The following is a 16443-nucleotide window of genomic DNA, read 5'->3' as shown; positions in this document are numbered from 1 at the left end:
CTCCCGGAGATCCTACTGTCCACTCAGGTTGCCGGCGTGACCCGCACGGCGCCCTGGGGGCTGGGGGGTTCGTACATTCCGCTGTGGATCCGACGGGAGAAGAGTCGCCTGCGCCCTTCGACCTGGCTCGATGATTCGCGGGTCGTACCTGGAGGAGGCAGCAGCGATGCTGAGACGTCCACATCGGAGACCGTTGGCGGGCCGCCTGGTCGGCGCCGGCGCGGCCCTGGTCCTGGCCGCCACGAGCCTGGCGGTCACCGCCACCGGCGCGCAGGCGACGCAGACCGCGACCGGCGCCGGCACGGCCGCGTCGGACAAGATCCGCCCGGAGCTCACCCGGCAGTTGCAGGGCAAGAGCGAGGGCGACTTCTGGATCCACTTCGCCGACCGGGCCGACCTCGGCCGGGCCAGCGCGATCAAGGACTGGACCGAGCGGGGCGCCGCGGTCGCGGCCGCGCTGCGCCGCACCGCCACGGCCAGCCAGGCCAGGGTCCGGGCCGAGCTGGACAGCTCCGGCACCAGGTACCAGACGTTCTGGGCCACCAACGCCATCAAGGTCAGCGGCGGATCGCTGGCCATGGCCCAGAACGTCGCCGCGCACGCCGAGGTCGACGGCCTGTACGCCCCGACCGAGTACAAGGTGCCCGAGGTCACCAAGGGCAGCGACGAGAAGACGGTCAACGCCCTCGAGTGGGGCATCGCCAACATCAACGCCGACGACGTCTGGTCCCAGTACGGCGTCAAGGGCGCCGGCATCACCGTGGCCAACATCGACACCGGCGTGCAGTTCAACCACCCGGCCCTGGTCAACGCCTACCGGGGCAACAACGGCGACGGCACCTTCGACCACAACTACAACTGGTTCGACGCCGCCGGCACCTGCCCCACCGCGCCCTGCGACACCAACGGGCACGGCACGCACACCATGGGCACCATGGCCGGCGCCGACGGGGCCAACCAGATCGGCGTCGCCCCGGACGTGAGGTGGATCGCCGCGAACGGCTGCTGCCCCTCCGACGACGCCCTGATCTCCTCCGGGCAGTGGATGCTGGAGCCCACCGACCTCAACGGCGAGCACCCGGACGCCAGCAAACGGCCCAACATCATCAACAACTCGTGGGGCACCGAGCTGCCCTCCAACGAGCCGTTCATGGCGGACGTGACCGCGGCCTGGACGGCCTCGGGCATCTTCGGCACCTGGTCCAACGGCAACAACGGCCCGTCCTGCCAGACCAGCGGCTCACCGGGCAGCCTGGCCAGCAACTACTCGGCCGGCGCGTACGACGTCAACAACACCATCGCCAGCTTCTCCTCCCGGGGCGCCGGGCAGAACGGCGAGATCAAGCCCAACCTCTCCGCCCCCGGCGTGAACATCCGCTCCAGCGTCCCGGGCAGCGGCTACGCCAGCATCAGCGGCACCTCGATGGCGGCCCCGCACCTGGCCGGCGCGATCGCCCTGCTCTGGTCGGCGGCGCCGACGCTGGTCGGCGACATCACCGCGACCCGCGCGCTGCTGGACGACGCGGCCGTCGACCAGGCCGACAGCCAGTGCGGCGGCACCACCGACGACAACAACGTGTTCGGCGAGGGCCGGCTGGACGCCCTCGCGCTGCTCAACGCGGCCCCGATCGGCGACAACGGGACGCTGGCCGGCACGGTCACCGACGCGGCCACCGGCGGCCCGATCGCCGGCGCGACGGTGGCGCTGACCGGCGCGGCCACCCGCGAGCTGACCACCGGCGCCGACGGCACCTTCTCCTCGCTGCTGCCGGCCGGCGCCTACCAGGTCGCCGTCAGCGCCTTCGGCTACCAGACCCGGACCCTGTCCGCCACGGTCACCAAGGACGGCACCACCCGGCTCGACGTCGCGCTGACCGCGGTGCCGAGCGTGACGGTCAGCGGCGCGGTCACCGACGGCTCCGGGCACGGCTGGCCGCTCTACGCGAAGGTCAGCGTCGACGGCCTGCCGGTCTCCGACTACACCACCCCGGCCACCGGCCGCTTCCGGCTGACCCTTCCGGCCGGTGCGACGTACCGGCTGACGGTCGAGCCGCAGTACCCGGGCTACCTGACGGTCACCCGGGAGGTCGTGGTCGGCTCCGGCAACGCCGTGCAGAACATCGCCGTACCGGCCGACCCGGCCGCCTGCACCACCGCGCCCGGCTACACCAACAGCTCCGACGGGGTGTACGAGACCTTCGACGGCGCCTCCGTGCCCGACGGCTGGTCCGTGGTGGACCACGCCGGCACCGGCCAGGTGTGGGAGTTCACCGACAGCGGCGACCGGGGCAACCTGACCGGCGGCGACGGCCGCTTCGCGATCATCGACAGCGACAACTACGGCAGCGGTGGGCGGCAGGACACCTCGCTGGTCAGCCCGGTGGTGGACCTCAGCGGCGTCACCGCGCCGGTGATCCGGTTCAACCAGGACTACAACTGGCTGAACTCCGACCGCGCGGACGTCGACCTCAGCCTCGACGGCGGCACCACCTGGAGCAACGTGCTGCGGCAGGCGGCGGACGTGCGCGGGCCGAAGGTCACCGAGGTGCCCATCCCGCAGGCCGCCGGCCAGGCGCAGGTCCGGGTCCGGTTCCACTACTACGAGGCCTCCTGGGAATGGTGGTGGCAGGTCGACAACGTGCTGATCGGCAGCAAGCTGATCTGCAAGCCGACCAACGGCGGCCTGGTGCTCGGCCACGTCCGGGACAAGAACGACAACGGGTACGTCAACGGCGCCACGGTCACCAGCGACGACCGCCCGGCGGAGCGGGCCACCACGGTCGCGACCCCGGACGACACCGGGTTGCCGGACGGCTTCTACTGGATGTTCTCGTCGTTGACCGGCCAGCACCCGTTCACCGCGAAGGCCGGCAACTACGTCGGCCAGACCAAACAGGTCGACGTGGAGACCGACTGGGCGACCGCGGCCACCTTCCAGCTCGCGGCCGGCCGGCTGGCGGTGAAGCCGACCTCGGTCACCGGCACGGTCCGGATGCCCACCGGCAAGGTCAGCAAGACCTTCACGGTGACCAACACCGGCGGCGCGCCGGCGACCGTCGAGTTCAGCGAGCGCGACGGCGGCTTCGTCCTCCAGCGCGCCGACGGGTCCCGGCTGTCCCGGCAGGAGATTCTCGGCTCCGCCGGCGCGCCGACGCAGCGGCTGACCGCGCCGACGTCGTTCGCGGCCCGACCGACCGGCAAGTCGGCCACCGCCGTCGCGGCGGTCGCCCCGCAGGCCGAGCCCTGGACGACCATCGCCAACTACCCGGCGAACGTGATGGACAACCGGGTGGTCAACCTCGACGGCAAGATCTACTCGATCGCCGGCGGCGACGGCACCGCGTCCAGCGCGAAGAACTACGTGTACGACCCGATCGGCCAGAGCTGGACGGCGATCGCCGACCTGCCCGGGGCGCGTAACGCCATGACGGTCGGGGTCGTGGGCGGCCGGATCATCGCCACCGGCGGCTGGGGCGCGGCCGGCCCCGACGGCGCCACCTGGTCGTACGACCCGGCCGCCAACACCTGGACCAGGAAGGCCGACAACCCGAGGCCGCGGGCGGCAGCCGGGCAGGCGGTCGTCGCCGGCAAGCTGTACGCGGTCGGCGGCTGCACCACGGCGAGTTGCCTGCCGATGGCGAACGACGTGGTCCGGTACGACCCGGCCACGGACCGCTGGGAGACCCTGCCGGCCTACCCGAAGTCGGTGGCGTTCCTGTCCTGCGGCGGGATCGACGGCGCCGTCTACTGCACCGGCGGCAACGACGGCACCCTCGCCCAGAAGGCCGGGTACGCCTTCGACCCGGACGCGAACAGCTGGAGCGCGATCGCCGACGCGCCCTCGGACAGCTGGGCCAGCGCGTACGCGGTGGCCAGCGGCAAGCTGCTGGTCGTCGGCGGCTCGCAGGGCGGGGCCATCACCAACGCCGGCTTCGCCTACGACCCGGCCACCGACTCGTGGTCGAACCTGCCCAACGCCAACACCGCCCGCTACCGCGGCGGCGCGGCGTGCGGCTTCTACAAGATCGGCGGCTCCTCCGGCAGCTTCACGGCGACCAAGGACAGCGAGGCGCTGCCCGGCTTCACCGAGTGCGCCGAGGGTCCGGCGGACGTCAGCTGGCTGACCGTCGACAAGACCAAGGTCACCCTCGCCCCGGGCGAGCAGGTGACGGTCACCGTCGGGATGTCGGCCGCCGTCGACCAGCCGGGCACGTACACGGCCTCCGTGGCGATCAAGGAGAACACGCCGTACGCGGTGCCGCCGGTGGCGGTCACCATGGTGGTGAACCCCCCGACGACGTGGGGCAAGCTGATGGGCACGGTCACCGGCACGAGCTGTCAGGGGGCCGTCGCGCCCCTGCCCGGCGCGGTCGTGCAGGTCGACTCGTGGGCGATGTCGTGGACCTTCGCCACCGACGCCGACGGCGGGTACGCCTACTGGCTCGACCGGCGTAACAACCCGCTGACGATCATCGTGGCCAAGGACGGCTGGAAGCCGCAGACCCGGCAGACGAGGATCAACACCAGCACGCCGACGGTGGAGGACTTCGCGCTCGCCCCGATCCGCTGCTGATCCCGCTCGACCGACAGGTCCGGCCCGCCCGGTGCAGCACCGGGCGGGCCGGACCGCGTCACCGCCCGCTCACCGGATCGCCCGGGACCGCGCGGCGGCGCCGCCCGTCCGTGCGCGCGGGTGTGGTCAGGAGGGCGCGAGGCGGAATCCGACGCCGCGTACCGCGTGGATGGTCGACGCGGCGCCCAGCCGGGCGAGTTTGCGCCGGATCCGGCGCACCACCGAGTGCAGGTCGGAGCCGCGCCCCAGGTGCTCGTTGCCCCACACCTGCCGGTGCAGCCGCTGGTAGGTCCAGACCTGTCCGGGCGTGCCGACGAGGCAGAGCAGCACGTCGTGCTCCAGTGGGGTCAGGCCGACCTCGCGCTCGTGCCAGCGCAGCACCCGGCGGTCGGAGTCGACGCTCAGCTCCGGCGTCGGCGGGTCGCCCGGGACCGGACCGGCGTCGCCCGCCGCCGGTCCGCCGGCCGCTGCCGGCGCCGCATCGTGGGTTGCGGTCGCCGCGCCGGGCGGTGCCGTCGCCGCGGGCCCCGCCCGGCGGACCAGGTCGAGGAAGCGGCGCGCCTCGTGGACGCTGGACACGATCACGAACGCGTCGGCCCCGCCGAGCACCTGCGCGAGCTGGCGGCGCTCCGCCGCCGAGGTGGCGATGCCGATGACCAAGGACGGGATCCCCATTTTCCGCCCCTTCTGCTGTTCCCGCGTTTCCGCGGACCTGTTCGAGGCCGTCGACTCCCGTTCGACGGCACGACCGTCCAGCCCGTCCGGAGGAACCGGAGCGGGCTGCCGAGGGCTCGACGTGGCGCGGGGAGGGTGGTGGAGAGGTGAGGCTGCGGAACCCCCCAGGCGAGATCCTAGCGCCGCCCCCGGCCACCGGTATAGCAGTTCACGTCAATGTAACGACCGCCATCGCCATTCATGGTGGTCGTTGCCCGGCTCGCACCGGCCGCGACCGGCCCGGGCGTCGGTGGCCCTCCTGGCCGCGCCGTCCGCGGCCGGGGGAGGGCTGCGGCGGATAGGCTCGGTGCCCATGCGGACCAAGCAGGAGCTGACCGAGGCCGTCCGCCACGATCGGCGCGCCGCGCTGGTCGTCAACGCCCACTCCCGCCGCGGCCGCCGGCTCTACCACGCCGTGCGCGCCCGGCTCGTCGAGGCCGGCTTCACCCTGCTCGGCGCGTACCCGGTCGAGCGGCCCGGCGACCTCGACGGGGTGCTCGCCGGTGCCGCCGACCTCGGTCCCGACCTGCTGGTCGCCGGCGGGGGCGACGGCACCATCGGCACCGCGGCGCGGGTGCTCGCGCACCGGGACATCGCCCTCGGCCTGCTGCCGCTGGGCACCACCAACAACTTCGCCCGCACCGTCGGCGTGCCGCTGGACCTCGACGCCGCCGTCGGGGTGCTCACCGCCGGCAAGGTGATCGACGTCGACCTCGGGATCGTCGGTGACCTGCGCTTCACCAACCACGTCGGCATCGGCTTCTCCGCCGACATCATGCGCAGCGCGCCGCCCCGGCTCAAGCGGATCGCCGGCCGGCTGGCCTACCCGGCGACCGCCCTCGGGCTGCTCGCCCGGCACCGGCCGCTGCGGGTGCGGGTGCGCGCCGAGGCGCGCGAGCACGACTTCCTGACCCATCAGCTGTACGTCGCCAACGGCGGTTTCCACGCCGGCCGTCCGATCACCGCCGACGCCAACGCCGACGACCGGCTGCTGGTCGCCTACCCGGTGGGCGGGCCCAGCCGGCGCGGCCTGCTGCGCGCGACGGCGCGCAACGCGGCCACCGGCCACCGCCGCAGCCTGCGGGAGCAGCCGTTCCTCGCGGTGCGCCAGCTCTGGGTGGAGACCGACCGGCCGGCCCGGATCGAGGTGGACGGCGAACCCTACGGCCTGACCCCGGTCCGCATCGGCCTGGACCCCAACGCGCTGCGGCTGATGGCGCCGGCCGACAGCCCGGACCGCTGACCGACCGGCCCGCCTCGGTCAGCCGTCCCGCGGCGGTCAGCCGTCCCGCCGCGCTCAGCCGTCCCGCGATGGTCAGCCGGCCCGGCGCCCTCAGCCGGCCCGGCGCGCCCCGAGCGCCCCGGCGAGCCCGGCCCGGCTGCGCAGGCCGAGCTTGACGTAGGCCCGCTGGAGGTGGTTCTCCACGGTCCGCACCGACAGCACCAGGTCCGCGGCGATCGTGGCGTTGTCCCGACCGGCCGCGGCCAGCTCGCAGATCTGCCGCTCGCGCGGAGTCAGCTCGTCCCGCCCGTCGCGGTGGGGGAGCAGCGGGGGCCAGTAGCCGCCACACCGGTCCCGCAGCAGCTCCGCCCGCCGGGCCAGCAGGTTCGCCCGGCGGTGCTCGCCGCGGCGGCCGCACGCCGCCTCGGCGGCGATCACCGTCTCCAGCGCCAGGGCGAGGTATCCGCTGGCCTCCAGCGCGGTGCCGACCCGCTCCAACCCGGCCGGGTCGTCGGCGGCGAGCGCCCGGGCGTACGCGGCCCACAGGTCGAACAGCGGGCTGTCGCAGCCGGCCGCCGCCTCCGTCAGCCGCTCGGCGGTCTCCGTCGACGGGGCCAGCCGGGACAGCAGGTGCAGGCACTCCACCGTGATGGTCGCCGCCTGCGCGCCGGCCCGGCGCAGCTCGTGCAGCCGGCCGACGGCCGTGGCGAGCTGACCGTCGACCGCCGACAGCCAGGCCTCGGTCAGCTCGGCGTCGGTGGCCAGCAGGCCACCGGCGTCGCCCCGGCCGGCCTGCTCGGCGCGCAGGCTCGCCAACAGCCGGCGGCCCTCGGCCGGCTCGCCGCGCTGCGCCGCCACGTACGCGTTGGCCGACAGCACGTAGTCCCGGATCGGGAAGAGCGCCCGCTCACCGACCAGCGTGCGCGCCTCGTGCAGCCAGCGCACCGACTCGCTCAACTGCCCGCCGTGATAGGCGCACTTGCCCCGGGCGAAGGCCAGCAGCCCCACCGCGTCCGGTGCCCGGCGGCCCACCGCGTCCCGGTAGTACCGCTGCGCCTGCCGGGTGGCCTCGGCGAGCCGGCCGGACATCAGGAGCGACTGGACGTGACAGGCCTGCGCGGCGGCCCGCATCGTCGGCCAGGTCTCCGGCAGGTCCACCTCACCGGTGTCGAACATCCGGGCCGCCCGCCCCGGCTGCCCGGCGAAGAGCAGCAGGTACGGCTCGAGCGCGGCGACCGCGGTGGCGAGCAGCGGATCCCGGGGCCGGTCGGTCGCCAGCCGGGCCATCGCGTCCCGGGCCCCGTCCAGGTCACCGCCGAAGACCGCGATGCCCACCTCGGCGGCGAGCAACCCCGGCCGCGCCTCGGCCGGCAGCTCGCGGCGCGCCGCGTCGAGCACCTCCCGGGCCCGGTCCGGCCGGCGGTCACCCCAGAAGGCGTGCAACGCGCGCAGCGCGGTCGCCTCGGCGCGGTCCCGCGGCTCGGTCAGCTCGGCGGCGGCCCGCCCCAGGCACCCGCCCGCCTCGTCGCCGCGCCCCTGGGCCAGCAGCGCCCGGGCGACCTGCCAGTCGCCACGGGCGGACCGGATCCGCCGCCCGAGCCGCTCGGCCAGCACCGGGTCGTGCCGGCGCAGCGCGTGCTCGGAGGCGGTGAGCAGGTCCTCCGGGCTGACCGGCAGGTCCGCCTCGCAGCGCCAGGCCACCACCCGGGCCAGGTCGTCCGCGCCGCCGCCGCCCAGCTCCGCCAGCGCCGCGGCGAGGTTGCGGCGCAGCCGCCGGGCCCGCAGCTCCCCGGTGTCGTTGCGGACCGCCTCGGCGTACAGCGGGTGCCCGGCCTGGACGAGGACCGCCGCGTCGTGCCGCAGCAGCCGGATCAACCCGCGCTCCTCCAGCCGCTCGGCGATCCGTGGCTCGACCACCCGGTCGAGCACCGCCAGCGGCACCGGCTCGGCGTGCGCGACGTAGCGCATCGCCTCGGCCTCCTCCGGCGTGAGCGTGCCGAGGGTCTGCTGGATCAGGTCGGCCAGGTGGGTGGGGCAGAGCGACTCCGCCGGCCAGGTCCACATCCCGTCGCGCCGCACCAGCCCGCCGTCGCGCAGCCCGCAACGCAGCGCCTCGCGCAGGAACAGCGGGTTGCCCTGGCTGATCCGCCACAGCGCGTCGAGGGTCAGACCGTCGACCGGCCCGCCGAGCGCCGCCCGGATGACCTCGGTGCTCTCCTCGGCGGCCAGCGGCGGCACGTGGATCCGGTCGACCGACCGGGCCCGGCGTACCGCGGCCACCGGCGGGGCGTCCAGCCAGTCGGTCCGTACGCTCGCGACGACCTGCACCGCGTCGCTCGCGACCAGGCGTTCCAGCAGCGCCGCCGAGGCGTCGTCCAGCCAGTTCAGGTCGTCCACGCCGACCACCACGCCGCGCCCCGCCGCGACCTCCCGCAACCGCCGCTCGACGTCCCGGAACACGTCGGCCACGTTCGCGTCCGAGGCCTGCGGGACGCGGTTGGCCAGCACCCCGAACGGCACCGCCTGCCAGGCCGGCGTGGCGGTCACCCGCAACGTCACCCGCTGCCGCCGCAGCGCCTGATCGAGCACCTCGTCGAGCAGCCGGCTCTTGCCCACCCCCGGGTCACCGGTGAGCAGCACCCCCGCGCCGGACGCCGCGGTGAGCGCCTCGACCGCCCGGTCCCGCTCCCGGGCCCGGCCGACGTACGGCCAGCTGTTTTCCACCACACACCCTGGCGCAGACACTGAACCCCTTCACCCCCGGCCGGGCCCGCCGCCCGGTCGCCTCGCCGCCCTCGGCACCCTGCCGGGCGGGTCGGTGCGCGCGGCGGCCTGAGTGACCGCTGCCCCACCCTCACACACCCCACCCGGCGTCGCCGTCGGCTTCTCGACACGTCCGTCCACTCGACGCGGTGGGCGGCCGGATCGGTTGTCACCGTCGTGACAGGAGTGCCGCGCAGTGAGGTAGCGGCTACTCATGTGCCGGCCGACCGCCGGACCGCAGGCTGGATCCGCAAGCGACCGCCGGGCCGTCCGGCCGGTCGACCTGAAGGGAGAACCGCATGTCCATCACCGACATCGTCGCCAGCTGGAAGGACGAGTACGCCCGGGCCGCCGCGCCGGAGGCCGCCGAGGCCCACCCGGCCGGCATCGTCGAGCTGGACGGCGACCAGCTGGAGACCGTCGCCGGCGGCGCCGCCGCCACCACCGGCCACACCACGGCCTGCTGCCACTGCGTCTGCTGAGTCGCCGCACCGACCCGACGGGTCGGTCGGGGGTCCGGGCCGCGGCCCGGACCCCCGCCGGCCCGCCCGAGCCAAGCTGGAGCGCCGCATGTCTTCCCCGCACCCCACCGCCGACCCGACCGCCGCCGTCGCCGAGCGGCTCACCGCCGCCGCGACCCTGCCGGAACGGCTCGCCACGGCCCCGCCCGAGCAGCCGCACCCCGGCGACCGCGCCCGGTGGCGGCTGTCCCGCTGGCGTACCGGCGGCGCGTTCGCCGGCGACGCCGACTGGCACCGCCGGCTGGCCGCCGACGGCCTGGACGAGCAGGTGCTGCTGGCGCTCCTGGACGAGTCCCCGGCCCGGCTCGCCGCCCGCCTCGGCCGGCCCCCGGCGTGGGTCACCGACCTGCTGGCCGGCTACCGCGCCGCGCCGGCCGCGCCGATCGAGCCCGAGGTGCTGCCCGGCCGGCCCCTGGACGCGGCGCTGGTCCTGGTGGCCCCGCTGATCGCCGCGGCCCGGGCCCGGGTCGCCCGGCAGGCCCGGGAACTCGCCGCCGCGGCGCCCGACCTGATCCCGCCGGACGCCGACCGGCTCGGCCTCACCGGGCTCCTCGACGAGCTGGTCGTGCTGCTCAGCCGGGCCGTCGTCCTCGAACTCAACATCGACCGGCTTCGCGGCGCGTCCGCCGGCGCGACGGCCCGGGACCGCTTCGCCGCCTTCTTCCGCCGGCACGAGACGCCCGACGCCGCGCTCACCCTGCTGGCCGACTACCCGGTGCTGGCCCGGCAGGCCGACGAGCTGATCCGCGACTGGGCCGACCGCACCGTCGAGTTCCTCACCCGGCTGTGCCGGGACGCCGACCTGCTCGGCGCGACGTTCCACGGCGGCGCCCGGCCCGGCCGGCTGACCGGGACACGGGAGACCGGCGACCCGCACCGCGCCGGCCGGCGGGTGCTGGTGGCCACCTTCGACAGCGACCTGCGGCTGGTCTACAAGCCCCGTCCGGTCAGCGTGGAGGCCCGCTTCCAGTCCCTGCTGGACTGGCTCAACCGGCACGGCGCCGACCTGCACACCTTCACCGTGCTGCCGCGCGGCGCGCACGGCTGGGCCGAGTACGTGGTCGAGAACCCACCGGACACCCCGGACGGCCACCGCCGCTTCGCCCGCCGCTTCGGGGCGCTGCTGGCCCTGCTCCAGGCCCTCGGCGCGACCGACTGCCACCGGGAGAACGTGCTCGGCCACGGCGAGCACCCGGTCCTGGTCGACCTGGAGACGGTGTTCACCCCGGCGGTCACCCGCGCCGCCACCGCCCGCGCCGGCGACGCCATCGCCGACTCGGTGCTCGCGGTCGGGCTGCTGCCCCGGGCCGACGACGCGGCCGCCCCCGCCGCCGACAGCTGCACCTGCTCCGCCTGGCAGGGTGAGGGCACCGACGAGATGCGGCTGGGCGTACCCGAGCACCGCCACGACCACGCCGCGCCGACCGCCGGCGCGGCCGACCAGGTCGCCGCCGACCTGCCGCAGGTGCTCGCCGGCTTCGACGGCATGTACCGCCTGCTCACCACGCTGCGCGGCGCGCTGCTCGCCCCGGACGGCCCGCTGGCCGCGTTCGCCGGCGACGAGATCCGGGTGGTGCTCCGGCCCACCCGGACCTACCTGCGACTGCGCGACGCCGCGCTGCACACCGACGCGGTGCAGGACGGCCTGGACGCGGAGCGGCTGCGGGACTGGCTCTGGTCGGGCACCGCCGAGCTGCCGCTGCTGGCCGCCACCGTGGCCGCCGAACGCGCCGACCTGGCCCGCCGGGACGTGCCGATCTTCACCACCAGGGTGGCCTCGCGGGACCTGTGGACCAGCGCCGGACGGCGGCTGCCCGGCCTGCTGGCCCGCTCCGGCCTCGACGAGGCGCGGCGCCGGCTGGCCCGGCTGGACGAGGCCGACCTGGCCCGGCAACGCTGGCTGGTCCAGGCCGCCTACGCCGCCCAACTCGACCCCGCCGACGCCCCGCACGCGCGGGTCCGCTGGCGGCTCGCCGACCAGCCGCCCGCCCGGGTGCCCGGGCCGGACGCGTACCTGGCCGCCGCGGCCGAGGTGGCCGACACGGTCGCCGGCCTGGCCGGTCCGGGCGCCGAACCGACCTGGTTCGCCCTCACGCCCGGCCCGGGCGGGCCGGAGCGGCTGGCCCCGGCGCCGCTGGGCCCGCACCTGTACGACGGCGTCGCCGGGGTGGCGCTCTTCCTGGCCCACGCCGGCCGGCGCACCGGCGAGCACCGGTTCACCGACCTGGCCGAGCGCGCCGCCGCCGGGCTCGCCGCCCGCATCCTGAACCGGGCGGTGGCCGACCACCGGATCGGCGCCTTCACCGGCTGGGGCGGCCTGGTGTACACCTTCGCCCACCTCGGCGCGCTCTGGCGCACCCGCCGCTTCGAACCGGTCGTCGACGCCGCGCTGGACCGGATCATCGCCCTGGCCGACGTCGCACAGACCCCCGACCTGGTCGACGGGCACGCCGGCGCGGTCCTCGCGGTGGCCCGCGCCGGCCTGGACCCGGACCGGGCCGGACCCGCGGTGCGCGCCGCCGCCGGCCGGCTGCGCGCCACCGCCGACCGGTACGCCCGCCCCGCCGGCGCGCCGCTCGGCGGGCTCTCGCACGGGGCCGCCGGAGTGGCCGCCGCGCTGGCCCACGCCGGTCACCCCGACGCCGCCGCCCGTGCCCTCGGGTACGACCGCAGCCTGTTCCGGCCCGCCGAGGCCAACTGGGCCGACCTGCGCCGGCCCGGACAGTGCGCGGTGACGTGGTGCCACGGCGCCCCCGGCATCGGCCTGTCCCGGCTGCTGCTGCGCGACGCCCTGGGCCCCGACGACCGGCTGGCCGGTGAGATCACCACCGCGGTCCGGACCACCCTGGCCGCCGGCTTCGGCCGCAACCACTCGCTGTGCCACGGCGACCTCGGCAACCTCGACCTGCTGCTGGCGGCCGCGCCCGCAACCGCCGGCGCCCCCGCCGCCGCGGTGCTGCGCGACGGCCTCGCCGAGGGCTGGCGCTGCGCCAACCCGGCGATGCTCGCCTCGCCGGAGCTGATGACCGGCCTGTCCGGGATCGGGCTGGGGTTGCTGCGGCTCGCCGCGCCGGACCGGGTGCCGTCGGTGCTCCTGCTCGCCCCGCCCGCCGCCGCCCGCGACCGCCGGGAGCAGCGGTGCGCGGCGTGAGCGCGGCCGGCCGGCGCTGGCCGCCGCGCCGGCGGGTGCCGCTGGTGCTGCAGATGGCCGACGCCGACTGCGGCGCCGCCTGCCTCACCATGATCGCCCGGCGGCACGGCGTCCGGGCCACCCTGGCCGGGGTACGCGAGCGGCTCGACCTCGGCCGCGACGGCGTCACCGCCCGGGCGCTGCTCGCCGCCGGCCCCCGGTTCGGGCTCGCCGGCCGGGCCTTCCGCGCCGACCCGGCCCAGGTCGGCGCGCTGCCGCTGCCCGCCGTGGCGCACTGGGAGAACGCCCACTTCGTGGTGGTGGAACAGGTCGGCCCGCGCGGGGTCCGGCTGCTCGACCCGGCGCTGGGACGCCGGCTGCTCACCCCGGAGGAGTTCGCCGCCGGTTTCACCGGCACGGTGCTCACCTTCACCCGCGACCCGCGCTCCGCGCCCGAACCGCCGGCCGCCCGGCTCGGGCTGCGCACCCGGCTGCGCCGGGCCCGGCCGCTGGCGCGCCCGTTCCTGCCCCGGCTGGCCGCCGCGTTCAGCGTCTCGCTGGTCCTGCAACTGCTGGGGCTCGCGCTGCCGATGGCCACCACGGTCGCCTTCGACCAGATCATGCCGGCCCGCGAGACGGCGCTGATGCCGTACCTGGCGCTGGCCATCGTGGCGCTGGTGCTCACCCAGTTCGGGGTGGCCTACCTGCGCTCCCGGCTGCTGGTCACCCTCCAGGCCAGCGTGGACGCCGCCCTGATGACCCGGCTCTTCGGGCACCTGCTCAAGCTGCCGTACGCGTTCTTCCAGCAACGGGCCAGCGGCGACCTGATGCAGCGGCTGTCCAGCAGCATCCTGCTGCGCGAACTGGTCACCACCCAGGTGCTCACCGCGGTGATCGACGGGGTGCTGGTGCTCGCGTACTTCGCGGTGCTCTTCGCCAGCGACCTGGCCTTCGCCGGGCTGGCCGCGGCCATCGGCACCGCCCAGGTGGTGGCGGTCGCCGTCGTCAACCGCCGGCTGCTGCGGCTCGGCCAGCGGAACCTCACCGTGCAGGCCGACGCCGAGAGCGCGTTGATGGAGGCGCTGTCCGGCATCGCCACGGTGAAGTCGATGGGCGCCGAACGGCAGGTCTTCGACGGTTGGCTGCGCCGCTACACCACGGCGCTGGACGCCGACGTGGCGCAGAACCGGCTCTCGGCCACCGTCGCCAACATCACCGCCAGCGTCCAACTCGCCGGCCCGCTGGCCCTGCTCTGGCTGGGCACCGGGCGGCTCTTCGCCGGCGCCGGCCTCGGCGAGACGCTGGGCCTGCAGGCGCTCGCGCTCTCCGCGCTGACCCCGCTGGCCTCCCTGGTGGCCAGCGCCCAGGTGCTCCAGTCCGTCGTGTCGCACCTGCAACGGCTGCGGGACGTGTTCGCCGCGCGGCCCGAGCCGACCGGCGACCCGGACCTGCCCGCGCCCCGGCTGACCGGCCGGATCAGCGTGCGCGACGTGACCTTCCGCTACGACGGCACCGCCCCTCCGGTGCTGCGGGACATCTCCTTCGAGATCACGCCGGGGGAGAAGGTGGCCATCGTCGGGCCCTCCGGCAGCGGCAAGAGCACCCTGGCCATGCTGCTCACCGGCCTCTACCGGCCGAGCGACGGGGAGATCCTCTTCGACGGGGTGCCGCTGTCCCGGATCGACCCGACCGCGCTGCGCCGGCAGTTCGGCGTGGTGCTCCAGGAGAGCTACCTGTTCCGCGACTCGATCCGGCGCAACGTCAGCCTGGTCCACCCGGGCATCGGCATGCCGGCCATCCGGGCCGCCGCCGAGGTCGCCGCGATCGACCAGGACATCGCGGCGATGCCGATGGGCTACGACACCCAGGTGGCCGAGCGGGGCCAGGCCCTCTCCGGCGGGCAGCGGCAGCGGCTGGCCATCGCCCGCGCGGTCGCCGGGCAACCCGCCGTGCTGCTGCTCGACGAGGCCACCAGCCACCTCGACGTGGCCACCGAGCGCCGGGTCGACCGGGCGATCTCCGCCCTGCGCTGTACCCGGGTGGTGGTGGCGCACCGGCTGAGCACCGTGCGCAACGCCGACCAGATCCTGGTGGTCGCCGACGGCCGCATCGTCGAGCGCGGCCGGCACGACGACCTGCTGCGGGCCGGCGGCGTCTACGCCGACCTGGTGCGCTGCCAACTCACCGACGACGACTCATCCCTGCCGGGAGGCGAACCGTGGCTGCCCGTACCGTGACGATCCCGCCCCCGGCGGCGGACCCCGGGGTGTTCCCGGCGCGCCGGGTCCTGGTGGCCGCCTGCGGCTCCGCCGACGTGCTCACCCTGCCCCAGTCGATCCTGGTGCTGCGGCACGCGCTCGGCCTCGACGTGCGGGTCGTGCTCACCCCCGCCGCCGCCCGGTTCGTGCCGGCCCGCTCGTTCAGCCTGCTGACCGGGCATCCTGCCCTGGTCGACGAGGAGGGCGACGGGGAGGTGCCGCACCTGGCCCTGACCGGCTGGGCGGACCTGGTGCTGGTCCTGCCGGCGACCGCCAACACCCTGGCCAAGGCGGCGCTGGGCATCGCCGACAACCTGGTCGGCACCTGCCTGCTCGCCGCCGCCGCGCCCGTCGTCCTGGTGCCGTCGATGAACCAGGCCATGTGGGAGCGGCCGGCGGTGCGGCGCAACGTGGCGCGGCTGCGCGAGGACGGGTACCTCGTGGTCGAGCCGGTGCCGGTGCTCGCCCTGAGCACCGGCACCCGGGCCGGCAGGGGGATGCCACCGATCGAGGTGGTGCTGGAGCAGGCCGCCGCGCACCTGCGGGCGGCGGGAGCCTCCCGTGGCTGAGCCGCGCCGGGCCGCCGGGCCGCGGATTGCCGCGCTGGTCACCGCGCTCGGCACGCTGCTGCTGGCGGTGGCGGTGGTCCCGTTCGTCCGGGCGTACGCGGACTCACCGGCCCGCCGGCCCGCCGCCGCGATCGGGGTCCCGGCCGACCGGGCCGGCTGCGACGGGGAGTTGACCGACCCGGTGCGCGGTGCCGGCGTGCACGTCGGCCCCGGCACCGCCGAGCCCTACGCCACCCGGATCCGGTACGACCTGGTGCCGCCCTCGTCCGGGCCGCACTTCGTGGTGCCCGCCCCGGCGGTGCGCCGGTTCTACACCACCCGCGACCGCCCGGCCGTGGAGATCCTGGTGCACAACCTCGAGCACGGCTACACCATCCTCTGGTACGTCGAGCCGCTGCTCCGCGACCAGATCGAGGCGCTGCGGGCGCTGGCGGCCAAGTTCGGCGACGACCGGTACGGCGGCCGGTTCGTGGTGGCCCCCTGGGACCCGGGGTACGGCGAGTTTCCGGCCGGCCGCCCGCTGGCCCTGTCGCACTGGGGCGCGACGGCCGGCTACCGGCAGTTCTGTGCCGCGGCCAGCGGCGCCGTCGTCGAGCGGTTCGTCCGGGCCCACCCACCCGCCGACTCCCCGGAACCGACCGGGATGTGACCGTCGCCGCCGGGGCGCCGGCAGCGACGCCCGGCGACCAGAGG

At 75.9% G+C, this 16443-nt stretch carries 9 protein-coding genes; 7 read left to right on the top strand and 2 right to left on the bottom strand.

The genetic code is table 11. The annotated features are described in order from the left end of the window. Nucleotides 1-193 precede the first annotated feature (193 nt). Complete coding sequence (locus ACIBPB_RS14105) at nt 194-4573, top strand: S8 family serine peptidase (RefSeq protein ID WP_396839997.1); 4380 nt, start codon at nt 194-196, stop codon at nt 4571-4573. Nucleotides 4574-4699: 126 nt separating this feature from the next. Here ACIBPB_RS14105 and ACIBPB_RS14100 read toward each other — a convergent pair whose 3' ends face one another. Continuing rightward, nucleotides 4700-5248 (bottom strand): winged helix-turn-helix domain-containing protein, encoded by a 549-nt coding sequence (locus ACIBPB_RS14100; RefSeq protein ID WP_396839995.1) that lies wholly within the window; start codon nt 5246-5248, stop codon nt 4700-4702. Between the two features lie 352 nt (nt 5249-5600). Here ACIBPB_RS14100 and ACIBPB_RS14095 point away from each other — a divergent pair, with 352 nt between their 5' ends. Beyond that, complete coding sequence (locus ACIBPB_RS14095; RefSeq protein ID WP_396839994.1) at nt 5601-6530, top strand: diacylglycerol/lipid kinase family protein; 930 nt, start codon at nt 5601-5603, stop codon at nt 6528-6530. Nucleotides 6531-6620: 90 nt separating this feature from the next. On the opposite strand, the gene ACIBPB_RS14090 is transcribed toward ACIBPB_RS14095, so the two are convergent. Next, the gene (locus ACIBPB_RS14090; protein WP_396839993.1) at nt 6621-9233 is read right to left on the bottom strand and encodes an AAA family ATPase; all 2613 of its coding nucleotides are present in this window, start codon (nt 9231-9233) and stop codon (nt 6621-6623) included. 338 nt (nt 9234-9571) lie between these two features. On the opposite strand from ACIBPB_RS14090, the gene ACIBPB_RS14085 reads away from it, so the two are divergent. The 5 genes from ACIBPB_RS14085 (at nt 9572) to ACIBPB_RS14065 (ending at nt 16399) form a co-directional block, all read left to right on the top strand. After that, the gene (locus ACIBPB_RS14085; RefSeq protein ID WP_396839992.1) at nt 9572-9754 is read left to right on the top strand and encodes a mersacidin/lichenicidin family type 2 lantibiotic; all 183 of its coding nucleotides are present in this window, start codon (nt 9572-9574) and stop codon (nt 9752-9754) included. A gap of 88 nt (nt 9755-9842) precedes the next feature. Beyond that, nucleotides 9843-12944, top strand: a complete 3102-nt coding sequence (gene lanM, locus ACIBPB_RS14080) for a type 2 lanthipeptide synthetase LanM (protein ID WP_396839991.1) — start codon at nt 9843-9845, stop codon at nt 12942-12944. Then, nucleotides 12932-15160 (top strand): peptidase domain-containing ABC transporter, encoded by a 2229-nt coding sequence (locus ACIBPB_RS14075; protein WP_396839989.1) that lies wholly within the window; start codon nt 12932-12934, stop codon nt 15158-15160. The genes lanM and ACIBPB_RS14075 overlap by 13 nt, the downstream gene beginning before the upstream one ends. Next, nucleotides 15142-15750, top strand: a complete 609-nt coding sequence (locus ACIBPB_RS14070) for a flavoprotein (RefSeq protein WP_396839988.1) — start codon at nt 15142-15144, stop codon at nt 15748-15750. Before ACIBPB_RS14075 ends, ACIBPB_RS14070 begins: the two co-directional genes overlap by 19 nt. Next, nucleotides 15743-16399 (top strand): DUF3105 domain-containing protein, encoded by a 657-nt coding sequence (locus tag ACIBPB_RS14065; protein ID WP_396839986.1) that lies wholly within the window; start codon nt 15743-15745, stop codon nt 16397-16399. Before ACIBPB_RS14070 ends, ACIBPB_RS14065 begins: the two co-directional genes overlap by 8 nt. The last annotated feature ends 44 nt before the right edge of the window (nt 16400-16443 follow it).

The organism is Micromonospora sp. NPDC049836, from assembly GCF_044465125.1.
GTDB lineage: Bacteria > Actinomycetota > Actinomycetes > Mycobacteriales > Micromonosporaceae > Micromonospora.
Note: the sequence above shows the minus strand (reverse complement) of the source record. Positions and strands in the feature narration are given on the sequence as shown.